Raw genomic sequence first — 21,022 nt, 5'->3', positions numbered from 1 at the left:
TCAGTCGTCCGCGACGTCGACGCGGACGCGGCGCCCGTCGGCGAGGGCGCTCACGAGAGTGCGCAGGGCCTTGGCCGTGCGGCCGCCGCGCCCGATCACGCGTCCACGGTCATCGGGGTGCACACGCACCTCGAGCAGGTCGCCACGAGGCGACGAGGATTCGTGGATGCGCACATCTTCGGGGTGATCGACGATCCCCTTGACGATGTGTTCGAGCGCGGCGGCGAGCACGATGGATTACTCGGCGTCGGCGGCGGGAGCCTCAGCGGCCTCCGCGTCGGCGTCAGCGGCGGGGGCCTCCGCAGCGGGGGCCTCCTCCTTCTTCTCCGCCTTGGGCTTGATGACCGACTTCTTCGAGGCGTCGGCCTCGAACGCGGCCTTCTCGCCGGCGACCTTGAGGGTGGACTTCGCGTCCTTGTCGCCCTTGAAGATGCCCCAGTCGCCGGTGATCTTGAGGATGGCGGTGACCTGCTCGGTCGGCTGCGCGCCGACGGAGAGCCAGTACTGCGCACGCTCGGAGTCGACCTCGATGAACGAGGGCTCCTCGGTGGGGTGGTACTTGCCGATCTCCTCGATCACACGACCGTCGCGCTTGGTGCGCGAGTCGGCGACGACGATGCGGTAGTACGGCGCGCGGATCTTGCCCATGCGCTTGAGACGAATCTTGACAGCCACGATTCTCCTGAATGGTGTGGAAGGAAACGAACCGGTCGCCTGGAGCGTGGGGTGCACACCCGGCGGAAGCTCAAATGAGGAGGACGAGCGCTGGATAGAGGGTCGAGCACGTCGTCCGACCCTCTATTCTGCCAGATGCGTGCGCCGCGTGCGAAACCCGGCGACACGGCGTTGCGGAGCAGGCCCGGCCCCGTGTCAGACTGTCCCCGTGCAGCTCGACTTCGCCGCTTCGGCCCGCTCCACCGTCGGTCTCGAGTGGGAGATCATGCTCGCCGATCCAGAGACCGGTGATCTCGTCGGTCGCGCGCCGGAGCTCCTCGCCGCGCTGGAGGCGGAGAGCGAAGACGAACGCCACACCGTCACCGGCGAGCTCCTCACCAACACCATCGAGGTGACCAGCGGGATCGGCGACTCCGTGGCCCACGCCGTCGACGACATCGCGAACGCGATCGCGGCGGTGCGGTCGGCCACCGACCCGGCAGGGATCGAGCTGCTCTCCGCCGGAAGCCACCCGTTCGCCCAGTGGTACGACCAGTCGGTGACCGACAAGACCCGCTACCACAGCCTGATCGAGCGCACCCAGTGGTGGGGGCGCAACATGATGATCTGGGGCATCCACGTGCACGTGGGCGTCGACGAGCAGCGCAAGGTCTTCCCCATCATCAACGCGCTGTCGGCCTATCTCCCCCACCTGCAGGCGCTGTCGGCGTCCAGCCCGTTCTGGGCCGGGGAACGCACGGGGTACGCCTCCAATCGCGCTCTCGTCTTCCAGCAGCTGCCCACGGCGGGTCTGCCCTGGCCGCTGCGCGACTGGTCGGAGTTCGAGCGCTACCTGGACGACATGGTCCGCACCGGAGTCATGGCCGACGCCACGGAGGTGCGGTGGGATATCCGTCCCGCTCCGCGCTGGGGCACGATCGAGGTCCGGGCGTGCGACGGCCTGTCCACGCTCTCCGAGATGGCCGCCGTGGCCGCGCTCGTGCAGGTCCTCGTCGAGCACTTCTCCCGGCTCCTGGACGAAGGGGCCGCCCTGCCCGACCTCCCCGCGTGGTTCCACCGCGAGAACAAGTGGCGCGCGGCCCGATACGGCCTGGACGCCCGGGTCATCGTCGACACGATCGGCACGCAGCGGCCCATGCGCGAGCACCTGACCGAGAAGATCGAGGAACTGACCCCGGTCGCCGTCGAGCTCGGGTGCGTGCGCGAGTTCGGCAGCATCGCGACGATCCTCGACGGCGGCGCGAGCTACGCCCGTCAGCTCGCGGTGGCGGACGCCACGGACGGCGACCTCCGGGCCGTGGTCCAGCATCTGATCCGCGAGTTCCGGACCGGACCGCAGTCCTCGATCGAAGGCGAGTGACGCGAACGCCGCTCAGTCCTCGACGAGCCGGCGCGCGAGCCCCTCGTCCAGGACCACGTCGGTGATGAGCTCGGCGGCGATAGCCGCGCGCAGGCTCGCGAGCTTGGGCACGCCGGAGACGACGCACACTCGTCGTGGCACGCGGCGCAGCCGGTCGAGTCCCGGGCCGGTCGCCCGCGCATTGAGCCGGATGTCGCGCCAGGAGCCGTCGGCGCGGAAGAAGACCGTCGCCACGTCGCCGAGCGCGTGGTCCTCCCGCAGACTGCGGTAGTCCTCCCGACCGAGGTAGCCGCCGACGTAGACCCGGCTGGGCACCTCCGCCGCCGGGGAGCCGAGACTGAACACGGCGATGTCCATCTTCGCCTGCAGGTCGAGGACACGCCGGGTGCTGCGCTCGCGCCACATCGCCTCGCGGGTGGCGGGGTCGTCGAAGAACGCGGGGACCGGGAACTGCTGTACCTGCGCCCCGAAGGCGCTGCCGAAGCGCTGCAGGATGTCACTGGAGTACTCCACACCGCTGGTCTGGGTGTTCCCGGCGCCGTTGAGCTGCACGAATGTCGTGTTGTGCGTCTCCTTCTGGGTGAGACCGCGGCTGACCGCACTGATCGTCGACCCCCATGCGACGCCGACGATCATGTTCGAGTCCACGAACTGGGACAGCAGCCGCCCGGCGGTCAGCGCCACCCGCTCCAGGCGCTCGACCTCGCTGACGATCTCGGCCATCGGAACCACGTGCGCAACGACGCGATGGCGATCCCTGATGCGCTGCTCGAGCATCCCGAGGCGTTCCAGAGGCGAGTTGATCCGGATGTCGACGAGGCCGCTCTCGCGCGCGAAGCTGAGCAGCCGTGACACGGACGATCGCGATGTTCCGAGCTCCTGCGCGATGACCTCCATGGTCTTGTCCTGCATGTAGTAGAGCTGGGCAGCCTTGAGCGCGGCGATCAGCTTCCCGTCGCGCGAAGGCGCTCCGGATTCCGCCATGATGACCTCCTCTCCCTCGATCCTTGCACATATGTGCAGCCAGCTTGCGCGCGGCGTCACAGAGGTCGATGCTGGTGGCAAGCAAGGAAGAGAGGGTCGACGATGATCGATTCCACCCACACGTCCCCGGAGCGGGACGCGGTCCGCGCGCTCCGTGAATCCGGGCGCACCAGTGTCCTCGTGATCGGCGGCGGCATCAACGGCATCTCGACGTTCCGCGATCTGGCGCTGCAGGGCGTCGACGTCGTCCTCGTCGAGCGCGGCGACTTCGCCTCCGGTGCCTCCGCGGCGTCGAGCCACATGATCCACGGCGGCATCCGCTACCTGGAGAACGGCGAGTTCCGTCTCGTCCGGGAGTCGGTGGAGGAGCGCAACGGTCTGCTCAAGATCGCTCCGCACTACGTCAAGCCGCTGCAGACCACGATCCCGATCTACTCGACGTTCTCGGGCATCCTCTCCGCTCCCCTCCGCTTCCTCACGCACAAGAGCGGGAAGCCGAAGGAGCGCGGCGCCTTCCTCATCAAGGTCGGTCTCACCATCTACGACACGTTCTCGCGCGACGGTGGCACCGTGCCCCGGCACCGCTTCCTCGGCCGCAAGAAGTCGCTGGCCGAGCTGCCGTCGATGGACCCGAAGATCAAGTACACCGCGACGTACTACGACGCGTCGATGCACGACCCCGAGCGCCTCGCGCTCGATGTGCTGCAGGACGGCCGCGCGAGCCACCCCGGCGCCGTGGCGCTGAACTACGTCGAGGCGATCGGCCGCGACGGCGAGCAGATCACCCTCCGCGACCGGGAGAGCGGCACCGAGTTCACCGTGACCGCGGATGTCGTCGTGAACGCCTCCGGCCCGTGGACCGACCTCACGAACGACGCCCTCGGCACCGACACCCACTTCATGGGCGGCACCAAGGGCTCGCACATCGTGCTCGACCACCCCGAGCTGCTGGAGGCCACGCGGGGACGCGAGATCTTCTTCGAGCACTCCGACGGTCGCATCGTGCTGATCTACCCGCTCAAGGGGCGCGTCCTCGTGGGCACGACGGACATCGACGCCGACCCGCGCGAGGTGCCGGTGTGCACGGAGGAGGAGATCGACTACTTCTTCGACCTCATCCACCACGTGTTCCCGTCGATCTCGGTGACCCGCGAGCAGATCGTCTACAACTTCTCCGGCATCCGTCCGCTCCCCCGGCACGAGGACACCGCTCCCGGCTTCGTCTCGCGCGACTACCGCGTCGAGGTCGACCGCCAGGGCGCTGTTCCGCTGGTGAGCCTCGTGGGCGGGAAGTGGACCACGTTCCGCGCTCTGGGCGAATCGCTCTCCGACACCGTCCTCGGACTCCTCGGGCGCACGCGCACCGTCTCCACGGCGGGCCGCGCGATCGGCGGCGGCCGCGAGTTCCCGCGTACCGAGAAGGCCAAGCGGATCTGGATCCAGGAGAACCTCGCCGGCGCCGGTACCCGGGCCGACCAGCTCCTCGCGCGCTATGGCACCCGGGCGGCGGCCGTGTGGGCGTACGTCGAGCAGGGGGACGACGCGCCCCTCGCCGGCGGCGACCTGTCGACCCGCGAGCTGGAGTGGATGGTGAACGAGGAGATGGTCACCCGTCTCGAGGACGTCATCCTCCGCCGCACGAGCATCGCCTTCACGGGCGGCGCCCGAGCGGAGGTGCTCGACGAGATCGCCGACGCCCTGGCTCCGCTCCTCGGCTGGGACCGCGAGCGTCACGACGCCGAGGTGGAGCAGACGCGCGTGCTGCTCAACGAGCGACACGGACTCCACATCCCGTCCCGCGCCCGCGGCTGACGGGGCCCGACCACCGCGCCCTCCTCGCGGTGCTACCCCATAAGGGGTCGGGGCAGAGGGGCCCCGACCCGCAAGAAAGGTCAACGAAGACATGACTGACGTCAATCTCGGTCTCTACTTCCTCTCCGAGCTCGTCGGCACCGCGATGCTGGTCCTGCTCGGCTGCGGTGTGGTCGCGAACGTCGCCCTGGCGAAGAACAAGGGCTTCGGCGGCGGCTTCCTGATGGTCAACTGGGGATGGGGTCTCGCGGTGTTCGCGGGTGTGCTCGTCTCGGCGTACTCCGGTGCCATCCTGAACCCGGCCGTCGGTATCGGCCTCTGGGTGCAGCACCTGCTGGACCCCGCCAAGGGCATCGACTTCACGATGTTCCTCACCGCGACCGCCGCGGAGCTCCTCGGCGCGATCATCGGCGCCATCGTCGTCTGGCTCGCCTACAAGCAGCACTTCGACCAGGAGCCGGAGGCCGCCAACAAGCTCGGCGTCTTCTCCACCGGCCCCGCCATCCGCTCGTACGGCTGGAACCTCGTCACCGAGATCATCGGCACGTTCGTCCTCGTCTTCGTCATCTTCGCGTTCGCGGACTACGGCGACATCGAGGTCGGCACGCCCGGTGGCCTCGGCCCGCTCACCGCCCTTCCGGTGGCCCTCCTGGTGGTCGCGATCGGTGCATCGCTCGGTGGCCCCACCGGCTACGCGATCAACCCGGCTCGTGACCTCGGTCCCCGCATCGCCCACGCGATCCTCCCGATCCAGGGCAAGGGTGCCAGCGACTGGTCCTACTCGTGGGTGCCCGTCGTCGGTCCGCTCATCGGCGGTGTCATCGCCGCCCTCGCCGCCCCCGGCCTGCTCAGCCTCGCCGGCTGATCCCCCTCAACCGCTCGGGAATTCAAAGGAGAACACATGGCTGACTACATCATCGCGATCGACCAGGGCACCACGTCGAGCCGCGCGATCATCTTCGACAAGAAGGGCAGCATCGTCGCCACCGGTCAGAAGGAGCACGAGCAGATCCTTCCCAAGGCCGGCTGGGTCGAGCACGACGCCGCCGAGATCTGGCGCAATGTCCAGGAGGTGATCGGTCTGGCCCTCGGTCGCGCCGATCTCACCCGCCACGACATCGCCGCCGTGGGCATCACGAACCAGCGCGAGACCGCCGTCGTGTGGGACAAGACCACGGGCAAGCCGGTCTACAACGCCATCGTCTGGCAGGACACCCGTACGCAGGAGATCGTCAACCGCCTCGCGGGCGACGAGGGCGTCGACCGGTTCAAGTCGATCGTCGGCCTCCCGCTGGCGACCTACTTCTCCGGCACCAAGATCACCTGGATCCTGGAGAACGTCGAAGGTGCCCGCGAGAAGGCGGAGGCCGGAGACCTGCTCTTCGGCACGACCGACACCTGGGTCCTGTGGAACCTGACCGGCGGCATCGACGGCGGCGTGCACGCGACCGACGTGACGAACGCCTCGCGCACGATGTTCATGGACCTCGAGACGCTGGAGTGGCGCGACGACATCCTCGAGGCGTTCGGCGTGCCGCGCTCGATGATGCCGGAGATCCGCTCCTCCTCCGAGGTCTACGGTGCCGCCGAGAGTTCGTCGCTGCTGCGCGAGACGCCGATCGCCGGCATCCTCGGCGACCAGCAGGCGGCGACGTTCGGGCAGGCCGCGTTCCAGAAGGGCGAGAGCAAGAACACCTACGGCACGGGCTGCTTCCTCATCTTCAACACGGGCGAGGAGATCGTCCGCTCGAAGAACGGTCTGCTCACCACCGTCGGCTACAAGCTCGGCGACCAGCCCACGCACTATGCGCTGGAGGGGTCGATCGCGGTCACCGGCTCGCTCATCCAGTGGCTGCGCGACCAGCTCGGCATCATCTCCTCCGCCCCCGAGGTCGAGGAGCTGGCGGAGAAGGTCGAGGACAACGGCGGCGTGTACATCGTCCCCGCGTTCTCGGGTCTGTTCGCACCGTACTGGCGTCCGGACGCCCGTGGCGCGATCGTCGGCCTCACCCGCTACGCGAACAAGAACCACATCGCGCGCGCCGCCCTGGAGGCCGTGGCCTTCCAGACCCGCGACGTGCTCGACGCGGTCAACGCGGACGCCGGAGTGGACCTCAGCGAGCTCAAGGTCGACGGCGGCATGGTCGCCAACGACGCGCTCATGCAGTTCCAGGCCGACATCCTCGGCGTCCCGGTCGTGCGTCCGGTCGTGGCGGAGACCACCGCGCTCGGTGCGGCCTACGCCGCGGGCCTCGCGGTCGGCTTCTGGAGCGGCCTCGACGACCTGTCCGCGAACTGGCAGGAGGACCGCCGCTGGGAGCCCTCGCTCGACGAGGCCGAGCGCGACCGCCAGCTGCGCCTGTGGCGCAAGGCCGTCACGAAGTCGATGGACTGGGTCGACGACGACGTGCGCTGATCACCACACGACGAGGCGGGTCCGGGTTCTTCCCGGGCCCGCTTCGTCGTCTCCGGCTCACCCTCCGCCCGGGCTGCGGGAACAGGGTCTCAGGAGGCTGCCGCGACGATGTCGAGGAACGCGCGGGCGGCGCTGCGCGGTGCCGCGGCGTCCCAGGCCACGTGTTCGACACGGACCGGGCCGTCCTGGACCGCCACCGTGTCGACGATGTCCCGATACCCCCGCACCACGCCGGGCGCGAGCAGCGTGACGGCGAGGCCCGCAGCGACCAGGCCGATCAGGCTCGCGGCCGTGTCGGATTCGAAGGCCACGTCCCGCCCGACCCCCGCGGCCAGGAACGCCGCGTCGCTCTGCGCCCGTCCCGAGGTTCCGGCCGGGAAGTCGGCGAAAGCGGAGTCCGCGAGGTCACTCAGCCGCACCCGCCGCCTCGCAGCGAGGACATGCCCGCGAGGCAGCACCGCTACCAGCGGCTCGTGGGACAGGGGTCGGGACGCCACACCCTGGGGCTCCACACCCTCCCGAAGCCCGAGGAACGCGACATCGATGTCGCCTTGGCGGATCGCGGTCATGAGGCCGTCGCTGTTCCCCTCGCGAAGCTCCACGCGGGCGGCCGGGTGCGCGCTGCGATAGGCCACGAGGAGGGCGGGGACATCGACAGCGGTCACCGTGGGGATGATCCCGAGCCGGAGCGTTCCGACGACTTCGCCGGCGGCGGCCGCGGCATCCTCCCGCGCCTGATCCGCGGCGCGCACGGCGAACCGCGCGGACCGGAGGAACGCCTCACCGGACTCGGTCGCGCGGACGCTACGACTGGTGCGCGCGAACAGCCGTACGCCCAACTCGCGTTCGAGAGCGGCGACCTGATGGCTGAGCGCCGACTGCGTGACGTGACAGCGCTCCGCCGCGCGGGTGAACGAACCGGTGTCCGCCACGGCGACGACATATCGCAGCTGCTGGAGTTCCATAAATCCATGATCGCTCGTCATGAATAGCGTGACAACAATGCGTTGGACTCATCTGCATGCGGCGCGCAGGCTGGGAGCATGAACCGCCTGATCCTCACCCTCATCACGGCCCTCGCGCCCGCGGCATGGGGAACGACCTACCTGGTGACGACGGAGCTGCTCCCCGCCGGGCATCCGATCCTCGCCGGCCTCCTCCGCGCGCTGCCTGCGGGTCTCCTCGCGGTGCTGCTGGCCCGGCGCCTGCCGCACGGGACCTGGTGGGGCAAGGTCCTCGTCCTCGGCGCCCTCAACATCGGCGCGTTCTTCCCGCTGCTGTTCCTCGCGGCCGAACGCCTCCCCGGTGGGGTCGCCGCCGCCGTCGCCGGAGCGCAGCCGCTCATCGTCCTGGGACTCGGAGCGCTCGTGCTCGGGGAACGTGTCCGACCGGTATCCGCGGCCGCCGTCGCCGGAGCGGCGGGGGTCGCCCTCGTCGTCCTCGGCCCTGCCGCCGCGCTGGACCTCTGGGGCCTCGTCGCGGCTCTCGGCGGGGTGACCGCGACCGGCCTCGGGATGATCCTCACCAAGCGCTGGGGACGCCCCCCCGGCGTCGGCCCCGTGGCGTACGCAGGCTGGCAGCTCAGTGCGGGCGGACTGCTGCTCCTCCCCCTCACCTTCGCGGTCGAGGGCCCGCCTCCTGCCCTCGACGCGGGGGCGCTCCTCGGCTATCTCTGGCTCGCGACGGCGGGAGGGATCATCGCCTACACGCTGTGGTTCCGAGGGATCCAGCGCCTGCCCGTGATCGTGCCCGGCCTGCTCGCACTACTCTCACCGATCGTCGCGACGCTGCTCGGCGTGCTCGTGGTCGGCGAGAGCTTCACGGTGCTCCAGGTGGCGGGCATCGTGATCACGCTCGCCGCCCTCGTCGGCGGGCAGTTCGCGGCGCGGCCGCGAGGCACGCCCGCGGCCACGGTCGGTCCTTCGTCCGCGCCGGTCGCCGTGCGCTGAGTTCCGGCCGCTCAGCTCTTGCCGAACAGCTTCTGGATCTCGGCGAGGTCGGCCTCCGAGGGGGCCGCGCCTCCCCCGCCGAGGCCGAAGCCGGAGCCGGTCGGTGCCGTCGAGGCCGCGAGGCCGGCGTTCTCCGCCGCGCGCTTCGCGGGGTTGCCGGAGCGGGAGCGGTTGCCGCCGCCGCCCTTGCCCTTCTTGCCGCGCTTCGACGAGGCGCCGGGCTTGCCCATGCCGGGGACCGGCCCCATGCCGGGGATGTTCGGCGTGCCACCGCGAGCGACGGTCTTCATCATCTTCGCGGCCTGCTCGAAGCGCTGCACGAGCTGATTGACGTCCGTGACGGTCATGCCGGAGCCGCGCGCGATGCGCAGACGACGGGAACCATTGAGGATCTTGGGGTTGCGACGCTCGACCGGCGTCATGGAACGGATGATGGCCTCCGTGCGGTCGATCTCGCGCTCGTCGAAGTCCTCGAGCTGCTGCTTCATCTGGCCCATGCCCGGGAGCATCCCGAGCATCTTCTTCATCGAGCCCATCTTCTTCATCTGCTGAAGCTGCTCGAGGAAGTCCTCGAGGGTGAAGGCCTCGTTCGCGAGCTTCTCGGCGACCTTGCGCGCTTCATCCTCGTCGAAGGCCTGCTGCGCCTGCTCGATGAGGGTGAGGATGTCACCGAGGTCGAGGATGCGGCTGGCCATGCGATCGGGGTGGAACGGCTCGAGGTCCTCCAGCCGCTCGCCCGTGGAGGCGAAGATGATCGGACGACCGGTGACCGAGGCGACCGACAGCGCCGCTCCGCCTCGCGCGTCACCGTCGAGCTTGGAGAGCACGACGCCGGTGAAGTCGACGCCCTCCTGGAACGCCTTGGCCGTGTTGACGGCGTCCTGACCGATCATCGCGTCGATGACGAAGAGCACCTCGTCCGGGTTGACCGCCTTGCGGATGTCGGCGGCCTGCTTCATGAGCTCGGCGTCGACGCCGAGGCGGCCGGCGGTGTCGATGATGACCACGTCGTGCTGCTGACGGCGGGCGTGCTCGACGCCGTCGCGCGACACCTTGACGGGATCGCCGACGCCGTTGCCCGGCTCGGGCGCGTACACGGTGGCGCCGGCCTGCTCGGCGACCACCTGGAGCTGGTTCACCGCGTTCGGGCGCTGGAGGTCGGCGGCGACGAGCAGAGGCGTGTGCCCCTCGCTCTCGAGTTGCTTGGCCAGCTTGCCGGCGAACGTCGTCTTACCCGAACCCTGGAGGCCCGCGAGCATGATCACGGTCGGGGCGGTCTTTGCGAACTGCAGGCGCCGCTGCTCACCGCCGAGGATCTGGACGAGCTCCTCGTTGACGATCTGCACCACCTGCTGCGCGGGGTTCAGCGCCTTGTTGACCTCGTCGCCGAGAGCGCGCTCGCGCACCTTGGCGGTGAAGTCCTTGACGACCGCGAGCGCGACATCGGCGTCGAGCAGAGCACGACGGATCTCGCGCACCGTGCCGTCGACGTCGGCGGCGGTGAGCTTTCCCTTCGTGCGCAGGTTGCGGAAGGTGTCGGTGAGCCGATCGGAGAGCGTGCCAAAGGTAGCCATGGTGCCTACGATTCTACGCGAGCGGAGCCCCCACGCTCAGCGCGGCACGGAGCAGAGTCGCCGAAGCCCCGCTGTGTCGTCGAGACCCCGCCCCGCATGCGTGAGCACGCCGGGGCCTCGGCGCGGAACCGGGGGCTCGCGAGGCCGCGTCACTCCCCCCAGGGCAGATCGTGCACGCGGGCGAGCGCCTCGCGGAGCACGGACTCCGGTGTACCGCGGCCCGCCCCCTCCTCGGCCCAGACGCGCAGGGCGGACAGGACGGCGGCCGCCTGCGCCGCTCCCAGCACGTCCGCACGCATCACATCGATACCCGCCGCGCACGCCGCACGGGAGACCGCGGCGGCGAGGCGGGCCAGACGGACACCCGTCTCCCGCACCAGCTCCACCTCGAGCGCCATGGCCTCCGCATTCCGCAGCGCCAACGCCAACGGATCCGGGGCGAAATCGTCCACGATCCCCTGCAGGATCCCGCGCACCCGCTCCCCCGTGGCGTTGCGGCCGAGGTCGTCCAGAGCGCCGACTGCGACGCCGATGCGCTCGTCGATCCCGGACCACAGCACGTCGCTCTTGGACGTGAAGTAGTTGAAGAAGCTGGAACGGCTGACGCCCGCCCGCTGCGTGATGTCGGCGATGGAGGTGGCCTCGTACCCGCGCTCCAGGAAGAGCTCGCAGGCGGCCTCGGCGAGGGTCTCGCGCGAGGAGGCCTTCGGGCGGCCGGCGCGACCAGTCCGGTTCATGACTTCACGGTACCGCGCGCCGCGTCGCACCCCGGACGAGGATGTATTGTTGGACGCAATCCATGTATCAGAGGGAAGCGACGACGCATGCTCGACATCCTCACCCCCGGCTTCATGCCGACCCCTGTCCCCTATCCCGAGGGCTGGGCCCTGCAGCGCCGTGTGCACGCGGACGTCGTGTCCGGTACCCGCCCTGACACGCTCATCCTGCTCGAGCACGCGGCCGTCTACACCGCGGGCAAGCGCACAGAGGACCATGAGCGCCCCCAGGACGGGACCCCGGTGATCGACGTCGACCGCGGCGGGAAGATCACCTGGCACGGACCGGGGCAGCTCGTCGGCTATCCGATCTTCCGCCTGCCGGAGCCGATGGACGTGGTCGCACACGTCCGGCGACTGGAGCGGATCCTCATCGAGGTGCTGCGTCCGTTCGGAGTCGACGGGCACCAGGTCGAGGGACGCAGCGGTGTGTGGGTGCGCCGACCGCTCTCGGAGGACAAGGTGGCCGCGATCGGCGTGCGCGTGCAGCAGGGTGTGACCATGCACGGCTTCGCCATCAACTGCGACAACAGCCTCGCCCCCTTCCGCGACATCATCCCCTGCGGCATCACCGACGCCGGTGTGACGACGGTGAGCGAGGTGTCCGGACGCGTGGCCGGTCCGCTCGACCTCGTCGACGCCGTGCAGGACGCCTTCCGCACCGCCCACGCACCCGACCTGACAGGAGTCCCGGCATGACCGCCGCACCCGAGGGGCGCAAGCTCCTCCGCCTCGAGATCCGCAACGCGGAGACCCCGATCGAGCGCAAGCCCGAGTGGATCAAGACCAAGGCCAAGATGGGGCCGGAGTACTCGGCCCTGCACTCGCTCGTGAAGAGCGAGGACCTGCACACGGTGTGTCAGGAGGCCGGCTGCCCGAACATCTTCGAGTGCTGGGAGGACCGCGAGGCGACCTTCCTCATCGGAGGCTCGCAGTGCACGCGCCGCTGCGACTTCTGCCAGATCGACACCGGCAAGCCCGCCGACTACGACACCGACGAGCCGCGACGCGTCGCCGAGAGCGTGCAGCGGATGAACCTCCGCTACGCGACCGTGACGAGCGTGGCCCGCGACGACCTGCCCGACACGGGGGCCTGGCTCAACGCCGAGACGGTGCGCAAGATCCACGAGCTCAACCCGAACACCGGGGTGGAGCTGCTGGCCAACGAGCACAACGCCGACCCGGCCTTCCTCGGTCAGATCTTCGATGCCCGCCCCGAGGTGTTCGCGCACAACGTGGAGACCGTGCCCCGCATCTTCAAGCGCATCCGCCCGGCTTTCCGCTACGAGCGGTCACTGAACGTGCTCACGCAGGCCCGCGACGCCGGACTCATCACGAAGTCGAATCTCATCCTCGGCATGGGCGAGGAGCCGGAGGAGGTCGTCCAGGCGCTGCAGGACCTCCACGACGCCGGCTGTGACATCATCACCATCACCCAGTACCTCCGTCCGACCCCGCGTCACCTCCCGGTGTCGCGGTGGGTGAAGCCGGCCGAGTTCGTCGAGTTCAAGGAGGAGGCGGAGCGGATCGGCTTCCTCGGGGTGCTCGCCGGTCCGCTGGTGCGCTCCTCGTACCGTGCCGGGCGGCTCTGGGCGCAGTCGATGACCTCGAAGGGGCGCGAGATCCCCGCGCACCTCGCGCACATCGCGGAGAGCGCCGACCTCGGCTTCGCGCAGGCGGTCTGACGAGCGGCGGTCAGTCGGCGCTCATGACCGACTGCACGCTGCCGTCGGATCCGAGGTTCACGAGCAGCACGTCGTCCGTGGCGCTGTCATCGAGCGCGTACTCCAGCACGGCGAACGGCTCGGAGCCGCCGTGCTCGTCCGCGAGGATCGTCATGCTCATCAGGCGCAGCGATCGGATGATGTCCACGGCCGCGTCTCCGGACACGTCGATGAGGACGTCGGGGAGGTCGTCGCCGAACACCTCCTGCTGCTGCAGGATGTACTCGGTGACCTCGCTCGTGCGGTCGTCCACCTCGGCGAGCATCCCGCGCCGTGCGGTCGCGTCCACGTTCTCCAGGCCGGCGATGAGCCCGGCGGCGATGTCGAGGGCATCGGCGGAGACGTCGTCCTGGTCCGGGGCCGTCAGGTCCACCGTGACGCTCTGGTCACCGAGCTCGACCGTCTCCGACCAGAAGATCGAGCCGTCGGGGCCCGACGACAGCAGTCCGAAGTAGTCGTGTTCGATCGCCATAACGCTATGAAACCAGCCTGGTGCTCGGGGCGGAAGCCCTGTGTCAGCCGACCAGCGCCTGCACGAAGACGTGCGGCGTGAAACCGGTCAGATCGTCGATGCCCTCGCCCTGCCCGAGGAGCTTCACCGGGATGCCCGTCCGCTCCTGAACGGCGAGCACGAAACCGCCCTTGGCCGAGCCGTCGAGCTTGGTGAGCACCAGTCCCGTGACCCCGGCGTGCTGCAGGAAGGTCTCCGCCTGCATGACGCCGTTCTGCCCCGTCGTCGCATCGAGGACGAGGAGCACCTCGCTGATGGGAGCCTGCTTCTCCACGACACGGCGGATCTTGCCCAGTTCGTCCATGAGGCCGCCCTTGGTGTGCAGGCGTCCCGCCGTGTCGATGATCGCGATCTCCATACCCTCGCGCTTCGCGTACTCGACCGTCTGGAAGGCGACGGAAGCCGGGTCCTGGCCTTCCTGCTGCGGGCGGACGATCGCCGCTCCCCCGCGCTGGGCCCAGGTGGCGAGCTGGTCCACAGCCGCGGCACGGAAGGTGTCCGCGGCGCCGACGACCACGCTCCGCTGGTAACCGCGGAGGAACTTCGTGAACTTCCCGATCGTGGTCGTCTTGCCCACGCCGTTCACCCCGACGACGAGGACCACGGCCGGGCGCTCGGTGAGCTTGAGCGTGGTGTCGAACTTCGCGAAGTGCTCCTCCAGAGTCTCCCGCAGCATGCGCTGGAGGTCCTTGGGGTCTGTGGTGCGGTACTTCGCGACCTTGTCGCGCAGCTCTTCGACGATGCGCTCGCTGATGTCAGGGCCGAAGTCCGCCGTGATCAGCGCCGTCTCCAGGTCTTCCCACGTCGTCTCGTCGATGGTGGGCTTCACGAACATGCCGCGCAGCGCGCGACCGAGAGACCAGGACTTCTCTGCCATGCGTCCAGCCTACGGGTAGCATCCAGGGATGCACCGCGCGCCGCTCCCGCACCGGGTGTTCCTCCATGGCGCCGGGAGGCGCGGTACGGCCGCGTGGCCCTCGCAGGATCCGGAGTCGGGGACCTTCCTCAGCTTCCCGCCGGAGTCGTCCGTCGAAGCGCAGGCGGGCGCTCTCGTCGAGGGAGAACGTGACCGGTCGCCGCTCCTGTTCGCCCACTCCATCGGCGCTGTGACCGCCGTCCGCGCCGTCGCCGACGGTCTGCGGGTGTGCGGCCTCGTCCTCGTCGAGCCCGCCCTGTACGACATCGCTCGCGGTGACGCGCCGATCGAGCGGCATATCGCCGTGGTCACGGAGGCGCGATCACGCGCGGCCGAGGACGACCTCTACGGCTTCTGGTCGATCCTGCGCCCGCTCATGTTCGGCGGCCCGCTGGACCGCGAGTCCTGGCCGGACGAACGCGCGGTCGCGGAGCACTGGGCGGCCGCGAATCTCCCCTGGGGACACGGGATCCGGGAGCGTTCTCTCGCCGCCGTGCCGACCTTCGTCGTCACCGGCGGCTGGAACGAGGAGTACGAGCTCATCGCCCGACGGCTCGTCGATGTCGGGGCCGACCACATCGTCCTCTCCGGTTTCGCTCACCGCCCCCAGGATCACCCCGAGTTCCCCGCCGCCGTCACCGGATTCGAACAGTCCCTCACGGTGTGACCCGCCGCGGTCCGTCCGAGCACAGCTTCGGAGACCGCGGGCGACACGCCGGATCGGACCGTCGACACGCCAGGTGGGGGTCACGATCTCCGCAGTTGTGCCCGGGGCGAGTCAGACCGCGGCGGCGGCGCGGTCGCCGACGCGCTGACCGACCACCGCGGAGACGCCGTCCTGGCGCATCGACACGCCGTAGAGCGCGTCGGCGATCTCCATCGTCCGCTTCTGGTGCGTGATGACGAGGAGCTGGGAGCTCTCGCGCAGCTGCTCGAAGACCGTGAGCAGCCGGCCGAGGTTCGCGTCGTCGAGCGCGGCCTCGACCTCGTCGAGGATGTAGAACGGGCTGGGACGCGCCTTGAAGATCGCCACCAGGAGCGCCACCGCGGCCAGAGACCGCTCACCACCGGACAACAGCGACAACCGCTCGATCTTCTTCCCGACGGGACGGACCGAGACCTCGATCCCCGTCGTCAGCATGTTCTCCGGATCGGTCAGCGAGATGCTGCCCGTGCCTCCGGGGAACAGCAGCGGGAAGACCTGGCCGAACGCCTCCTTGGTGTCCTCGAATGCGCTGGCGAAGATCGTCTGCATGCGCTCGTCGAGGTCGGCGATGATCGTCAGGAGATCCTGCCGGGTCTGCGTCAGGTCCGCGAGCTGGGTGGTGAGGAACGCGTGGCGCTGCTCGAGGGCGGCGAACTCCTCCAGCGCGAGCGGGTTGACCCGCCCGAGCTGGGCGAGTTTCCGCTCCGCGTCCGCCAGGCGCCGCTGCTGGATGCGCCGGTCGAACGGGATCGCGGTGTCGTCGAGCAGTTCGCCGTCGGCCGGCTCCGTCCCGGGATCCCGCGGCACGAGCTGATCAGGACCGTACTCGGCGACGAGCACGTCCTCGTCCAGCGAGAGTTCCGAGGACACGCGCTCCAACAGGCTGTTCAGGTGGAGCTTCTTCTCGTGGATCTGCAACTCCAGGCCGTGCACGCTCTCCGTGAGCCCGGCCAGCCGTTCCCGCAGGGACGACTCCTGGGCGCGCAGGGCGACGAGTTCCTCGTTCTGCGCCGACCGAGCTGCTTCCGCCTCCGCCAGGGCGACGCGGGCCTCGGTGACCGAGCGGTCGAGGGAGTCGAGGATGCGCGGCAGCTCGTCCACGACCCCGGACGCCGCCTCGCGCTGCGCCCGGCGGATGACGGCGCGCCGGGCGGCCTCCGCCGCGGCGTCCCGCTCCTGCTCGCGCTGGCGCTCCAACGCGGTCACCCGGGACTGCGCGGCACGGACCCGCTCGCGCAGGGTCTCGACCTCCAGGCGGGCGCGGACCTCGCCCTCGCGGGCCCGCTCCAGGGCCTCCAACAGGCCGTCCCGCGCAGACGCGTCGAGCACCGGACGCGGCGCCGCGACGGCGGCATCGAGCTCCGCCTTCGCGGCCTCCGCCTTCGCCTCCGCGTCCGCCACGGCGGCCTGCGCCTGAGCGAGCCCGGTCTCGAGACGATCGCATTCGGCGACAGCGGCCTCATGGCGCACGGTCACCTTGTTGACCTGCTCCGCGTGCGTCGCGAGGGCGGCGTCGTGCTCGCGGAGGGCGCGCAGCGCGTCCTTCGCCTGACGCCGTGTCTCCTCCACCGCCTCGTCGGCGTCGATGCGGGCCTCCCGCAGGGAGTCGACGACGATCTGGATCTCGGTCAGCCGCTCGGTCGCGGCATCGCGCTCCGCCGCGAGTTCGAGGCGGGAGCGCTCCCCTCCGGATCCGGTCCGCAGCGTCTGGGCGGTGATGACGTCGCCCCCGGTGGTCACGATCGTGGTCGCGGTGTCACCTGCCGCGTCCAGAGCGCGCCGCGCCGCCCGCGCCGCATCGAGGTCGTCGGCGATGAGCACATGCGCCAGGATCCCGAGAACGCCGTCCGGCGCCGTCACCGTCTCGGTCGCGGCGATCACGCCGTCGACGGCGGGGTGCGGCGCCCGCTCCCTCGGGGCCTCGGCGACCACGAAGTCGACCACCCCGCGGCGGCGCTCCGTGGTCTCCGCCGCCAGGATGAACGCGTCGTCCACGGAGCCGACCAGCACACCCTCGGCCAGGGGACCGAGCACGGCAGCGATCGCAGCTTCGTATCCCGCCCGCACCTGCACGGCATCGCCGACGAGACCGCGGATTCCGGGGCCGCCCTCCGCGACGATCTCGGCGGCACCTCCCGACAGCGACAGCGCACTGCTCAACGCTGCGGCCTTCGCCGTGAGGGCGTCGACCTCGCGCTCCGCGGCGTGCAGGCGCTCGCGGAGGCTCTCCCGCTCCGCCTCCGCCGCCGTTGCCGCACGCTGGGCGCTCTCGTAGGCGGCGGCATACTCGACGGCCGTGCCCTCGGGCGCTTCCGCATCGTCGATCGCCTCCAGGGCCTCTTCGGCCTCGCGTCGTCGGGCGTGCGCGGCCTCGAGCGCGTTCTCCTGGCGCAGCACCGCGCCGCGGACGGCGGCCAGAGCGGACGCGGCCGCATCGGCGTTGCCGCGGAGCGAGGAGAGCCGCATGTCGTATTCGGAGACGAGCGCGCTCTGCTCCGCGATGTCGACATCGAGCGTGTCGAGCTCGGCACGGGCATTCACGACCTCGCGGCTGGCGGCGGCCGCAGCGTCCTGAGCGTCGCCGAGGCCGGAGGAGATCGTCTCGATGTCCTCCTTCGCCTCGTCGATGGTCGCCTGCGTGACGGTCACCGCGGTCACGGCCGCGTCGTCCTCCTCGGACCCGAGGAGCGCGAGGCGCTGGTTGGCGAGGGTGTAGAGCCCGCGCATCCGCTCCTGCACGTGTTCGAGTCCGAACGCGACGCTGCGTGCCTCGTCGACCGCGATCGAGTTCTGGTTCTTCTCCAGCCGAGTAATCCCGGCGCGCACGGTCTCGGCCTGGTCGGACAGCACGAGACGCTCGGTGTGCCGCTCCTGCTCGGTCCGGGTGTGGTCCGCGAGGGCCGTGCGCAGCGCCACGACGTCGTCGGCGAACAGGCGGGCCTTGGCATCGCGCACGACGGCGGCGATGGTCTGCGCCTCGCGTGCGATCTCCGCCTGGCGCCCGAGGGGCTTGAGCTGGCGGCGGATCTCCCCGGCGAGGTCGCTCAGACGCGTGAGGTTGGCCTCCATCGCGTCGAGCTTGCGCAGCGTCTTCTCCTTGCGACGACGATGCTTGAGGATGCCGGCCGCCTCCTCGATGAAGCCGCGGCGATCCTCCGGCGAGGCCTGGAGCACGGTGTCGAGCCGCCCCTGACCCACGATGACGTGCATCTCCCGGCCCAGCCCGGAGTCGCTGAGCAGCTCCTGCACGTCGAGCAGCCGGCAGCTCTCGCCGTTGATGGCGTACTCGCTGGAGCCGTTGCGGAACAGGGTGCGGCTGATCGTCACCTCGGCGTACTCGATCGGCAGCGCGCCGTCGGCATTGTCGATCGTGAGCTGCACCTCGGCGCGCCCGAGGGGACCACGGGTCGAGGTGCCGGCGAAGATGACGTCTTCCATCTTCCCGCCGCGGAGCGTCTTCGCCCCCTGCTCCCCCATCACCCAGGCGAGGGCGTCGACGACATTGGACTTGCCGGAGCCGTTCGGTCCGACGATGCACGTGACGCCGGGCTCGAACACGAAGGTCGTGGGCTGCGCGAACGACTTGAACCCCTTGAGCGTCAGGCTCTTCAGGTGCATGGGGCGACCGCTCGTCCGGGGAGATTCACGCCGCTACGCTACCGGAATCCCGCGGAACGGCCGGTATCCCGCGCGGTCGTCGCGGACCCCGCCTCCACCGCGACACGCCGGTGCTACCACGAAATGCTTGACGATCTCCTGAGAGTTTCGCTACGGTGGCCTCCGGATCGCCACACGAAAGGAGGTTACCGATGATGATCACTCAGCACACCGCAGAGGTCTTTGGCCTCGCCGCGCCCGCGCACTCCGCGCCGCGCCTCGCGGCATCGGTGACCGCCGGCGTCCGTCACGGCTCGCTCGGCTAGAACCGCAGCCTGGGAACGCAGGCTCCCTCCGGGTCTTCTCCCGCCTGTTCTGTCGCGTCCCACCCTCTGATCCCCCGGATCATGGATCCCCGCCGCTTCCGGCCTCCGCATTCCGCGGCTCCGCAGGCGCTGCTCTCGTCCGCACCTGCCGCGGCCGACGACTCGGTCCTGACGTGGTGCTTCCGCACCCCATCCATCCCTTTCGAAGGAACCATCGTGAACATCACGCTGTCACACAGCACCACCCATCCGCCCGATACCGAGGACCGCGAGGTCCTCCAGATCCCCCGCGACGACGAGCTGCGTCAGCTCGGCATCGCGGACCGCCTCTCGCTCCGGATCGGCCTCTGGCTGTTCCAGCGGGCGCAGCGGCCCCGACGTCCACGCCGGTCGTGGACCGTCGATCCCGGAGACCTGTTCCTCGTCGGAGAACAGCGTCACCGTTCGGCCGCGGAAACGCACGCCCTCCTCATGCACGACATGCAGCGCGGAATGCGCTGATCGGGCGATGACGACCGCATCGACACCGACCCGGCGTCCGTCCGTTCACCTGCGGACGGACGCCGGGACACCCGGCACCTCCTCCTCCCTCCGACACGAAGGACCAGACATGACGACCGCCGCACTGACGATCACGCCGCTGATCGTCCCGGCCACCCTCGACGATGCGAACGCCGCGGACTTCCGCGCCTACGGCGCTCTGAACCGACAGATCTGCGACGAGCAGGTCGGTCTCCCCGACCTCGCCCCGGACGCCGCGCAGATGCTGCCCAACTGGCAGGACGACTCCGATTCGCTGGACCTCGGATTCGTCGCCCGGGACGGGGACGACATCATCGGCATGGTGACGGTGTCCTTCCCGCAGGAGGAGGACGCGCGCGCCGCCGAGGTCGACCTCCTCGTTCCGGCCGCCCACGCCGGGCGTGGCGTCGAGGACGCGCTGCTCGACCGCGCCGAGGCCGAGGCCAGGGAGCGCGGTCGGAGCGTCCTCCAGATCTGGACCCTGCACCGGCCGGAGGAGTCCGACCGCATGCTACAGCCGCGCACGGGATGGGGACGGATCCCGGCGACACCGCTGAGCGACGTCGTCGAGGCGCACGGCTTCACCCTGGAGCAGGTCGAGCGCAACAGCGAACTCGACCTGCGCGCCGATCCGGAGCCCCTGCACCGGGCGTTGGACGCGGCACTCGCGGTCGCGGGGCCGGACTACCGCGTGCTCGAGTGGGAGCTGCCCACCCCGCCGGAGCTCCGCGACGGGTACGCCGCTGTGCTCGCCCGCCTGTCGACCGATGCACCGAGTGGCGATATGGACTTCGTCGCCGAGGTGTACGACGCGGAGCGGGTGATCCGCCGGGATGCGCGTCTCACGGGCGCCGGGCAGACCGTCTCCGTCGTGGCGGTGGAGCATGTCCCCTCCGGCACGCTCGTCGCGTACAACGAACTGCTGATCGGCGCGGAGAAGACCGGGACCACCCACCAATTCGGGACCCTGGTCGCGAAGGACCACCGCGGTCACCGCCTCGGCACCATCGTGAAGTGCGCCAACCTCCTGCGCTGGCGGGAGCTCGTTCCGGGGTCGACCGTGGTCTCCACCTTCAATGCGGAGGAGAACCGGCCGATGCTCGACATCAACGAGGCGATCGGCTTCGTGCCCGTGTCGTACGCAGGGGCGTGGCAGAAGAAGATCTGAAGACGA

The 21,022-nt window shown here is 70.0% G+C and carries 19 protein-coding genes; 10 read left to right on the top strand and 9 right to left on the bottom strand.

Features of this window, described 5'->3' with window-relative positions; genetic code table 11:
• Entirely contained in the window at positions 1 to 231 is a 231-nt protein-coding gene (locus KZC57_RS01185) for an RNA-binding protein (RefSeq protein WP_025103341.1), read from the bottom strand.
• 6 nt (positions 232 to 237) lie between these two features.
• Complete coding sequence (gene rpsP, locus KZC57_RS01180; protein ID WP_060922204.1) at positions 238 to 675, bottom strand: 30S ribosomal protein S16; 438 nt, start codon at positions 673 to 675, stop codon at positions 238 to 240.
• 208 nt (positions 676 to 883) lie between these two features.
• On the opposite strand from rpsP, the gene KZC57_RS01175 reads away from it, so the two are divergent.
• The gene (locus KZC57_RS01175; RefSeq protein WP_247640870.1) at positions 884 to 2,035 is read left to right on the top strand and encodes a glutamate--cysteine ligase; all 1,152 of its coding nucleotides are present in this window, start codon (positions 884 to 886) and stop codon (positions 2,033 to 2,035) included.
• Positions 2,036 to 2,047: 12 nt separating this feature from the next.
• Here the strand turns inward: KZC57_RS01175 and KZC57_RS01170 are convergent, their stop codons facing one another.
• Positions 2,048 to 3,019: a sugar-binding transcriptional regulator gene (locus tag KZC57_RS01170; RefSeq protein ID WP_247640869.1), complete on the bottom strand. Its 972-nt coding sequence runs from the start codon at positions 3,017 to 3,019 to the stop codon at positions 2,048 to 2,050.
• A 102-nt stretch (positions 3,020 to 3,121) separates the two neighbouring features.
• Here KZC57_RS01170 and KZC57_RS01165 point away from each other — a divergent pair, with 102 nt between their 5' ends.
• The 3 genes from KZC57_RS01165 (at position 3,122) to glpK (ending at position 7,247) form a co-directional block, all read left to right on the top strand.
• A complete protein-coding gene (locus KZC57_RS01165; protein ID WP_060922207.1) occupies positions 3,122 to 4,831 on the top strand; it encodes a glycerol-3-phosphate dehydrogenase/oxidase in 1,710 nt (569 codons plus the stop codon).
• A gap of 91 nt (positions 4,832 to 4,922) precedes the next feature.
• The gene (locus KZC57_RS01160; RefSeq protein ID WP_060922208.1) at positions 4,923 to 5,696 is read left to right on the top strand and encodes an MIP/aquaporin family protein; all 774 of its coding nucleotides are present in this window, start codon (positions 4,923 to 4,925) and stop codon (positions 5,694 to 5,696) included.
• Positions 5,697 to 5,732: 36 nt separating this feature from the next.
• Entirely contained in the window at positions 5,733 to 7,247 is a 1,515-nt protein-coding gene (glpK, locus tag KZC57_RS01155; RefSeq protein ID WP_060922209.1) for a glycerol kinase GlpK, read from the top strand.
• 89 nt (positions 7,248 to 7,336) lie between these two features.
• Here glpK and KZC57_RS01150 read toward each other — a convergent pair whose 3' ends face one another.
• The gene (locus tag KZC57_RS01150) at positions 7,337 to 8,212 is read right to left on the bottom strand and encodes a LysR family transcriptional regulator (RefSeq protein ID WP_247640868.1); all 876 of its coding nucleotides are present in this window, start codon (positions 8,210 to 8,212) and stop codon (positions 7,337 to 7,339) included.
• Between the two features lie 78 nt (positions 8,213 to 8,290).
• Between KZC57_RS01150 and KZC57_RS01145 the strand changes: the two genes are divergently transcribed.
• On the top strand, positions 8,291 to 9,196 hold the full coding sequence (locus KZC57_RS01145) for an EamA family transporter (RefSeq protein ID WP_247640867.1): 906 nt from the start codon (positions 8,291 to 8,293) through the stop codon (positions 9,194 to 9,196).
• An 11-nt stretch (positions 9,197 to 9,207) separates the two neighbouring features.
• Here KZC57_RS01145 and ffh read toward each other — a convergent pair whose 3' ends face one another.
• Positions 9,208 to 10,770 (bottom strand): signal recognition particle protein, encoded by a 1,563-nt coding sequence (gene ffh, locus KZC57_RS01140; RefSeq protein WP_105949766.1) that lies wholly within the window; start codon positions 10,768 to 10,770, stop codon positions 9,208 to 9,210.
• Positions 10,771 to 10,919: 149 nt separating this feature from the next.
• Positions 10,920 to 11,507, bottom strand: a complete 588-nt coding sequence (locus KZC57_RS01135) for a TetR/AcrR family transcriptional regulator (protein ID WP_105949765.1) — start codon at positions 11,505 to 11,507, stop codon at positions 10,920 to 10,922.
• An 87-nt stretch (positions 11,508 to 11,594) separates the two neighbouring features.
• Between KZC57_RS01135 and lipB the strand changes: the two genes are divergently transcribed.
• Both lipB and lipA read left to right on the top strand, forming a co-directional pair.
• On the top strand, positions 11,595 to 12,245 hold the full coding sequence (lipB, locus tag KZC57_RS01130) for a lipoyl(octanoyl) transferase LipB (RefSeq protein ID WP_144881035.1): 651 nt from the start codon (positions 11,595 to 11,597) through the stop codon (positions 12,243 to 12,245).
• Entirely contained in the window at positions 12,242 to 13,231 is a 990-nt protein-coding gene (gene lipA, locus KZC57_RS01125; protein WP_105949763.1) for a lipoyl synthase, read from the top strand. Before lipB ends, lipA begins: the two co-directional genes overlap by 4 nt.
• A 10-nt stretch (positions 13,232 to 13,241) precedes the next feature.
• On the opposite strand, the gene KZC57_RS01120 is transcribed toward lipA, so the two are convergent.
• Positions 13,242 to 13,742 carry a DUF2004 domain-containing protein gene (locus KZC57_RS01120; protein WP_060922216.1) on the bottom strand — a complete coding sequence of 167 codons (501 nt, stop codon included), beginning with the start codon at positions 13,740 to 13,742 and terminating at the stop codon, positions 13,242 to 13,244.
• 43 nt (positions 13,743 to 13,785) lie between these two features.
• The gene (gene ftsY / locus KZC57_RS01115) at positions 13,786 to 14,658 is read right to left on the bottom strand and encodes a signal recognition particle-docking protein FtsY (RefSeq protein ID WP_025103328.1); all 873 of its coding nucleotides are present in this window, start codon (positions 14,656 to 14,658) and stop codon (positions 13,786 to 13,788) included.
• Positions 14,659 to 14,686: 28 nt separating this feature from the next.
• On the opposite strand from ftsY, the gene KZC57_RS01110 reads away from it, so the two are divergent.
• Positions 14,687 to 15,364 (top strand): alpha/beta hydrolase, encoded by a 678-nt coding sequence (locus KZC57_RS01110; protein ID WP_083370850.1) that lies wholly within the window; start codon positions 14,687 to 14,689, stop codon positions 15,362 to 15,364.
• A 111-nt stretch (positions 15,365 to 15,475) separates the two neighbouring features.
• On the opposite strand, the gene smc is transcribed toward KZC57_RS01110, so the two are convergent.
• Positions 15,476 to 19,021 carry a chromosome segregation protein SMC gene (gene smc, locus KZC57_RS01105; protein WP_247640866.1) on the bottom strand — a complete coding sequence of 1,182 codons (3,546 nt, stop codon included), beginning with the start codon at positions 19,019 to 19,021 and terminating at the stop codon, positions 15,476 to 15,478.
• Positions 19,022 to 19,542: 521 nt separating this feature from the next.
• Between smc and KZC57_RS01100 the strand changes: the two genes are divergently transcribed.
• Positions 19,543 to 19,827, top strand: a complete 285-nt coding sequence (locus KZC57_RS01100) for a hypothetical protein (protein WP_060923102.1) — start codon at positions 19,543 to 19,545, stop codon at positions 19,825 to 19,827.
• Positions 19,828 to 19,936: 109 nt separating this feature from the next.
• Positions 19,937 to 21,016, top strand: a complete 1,080-nt coding sequence (locus KZC57_RS01095; protein ID WP_105949761.1) for a GNAT family N-acetyltransferase — start codon at positions 19,937 to 19,939, stop codon at positions 21,014 to 21,016.
• The last annotated feature ends 6 nt before the right edge of the window (positions 21,017 to 21,022 follow it).

Source organism: Microbacterium sp. KSW4-4, assembly GCF_023091185.1.
Lineage (GTDB): Bacteria > Actinomycetota > Actinomycetes > Actinomycetales > Microbacteriaceae > Microbacterium > Microbacterium paraoxydans.
The sequence above is the reverse complement of the archived record's forward strand: the minus strand, read 5'-3'. Positions and strand labels throughout refer to the sequence as shown.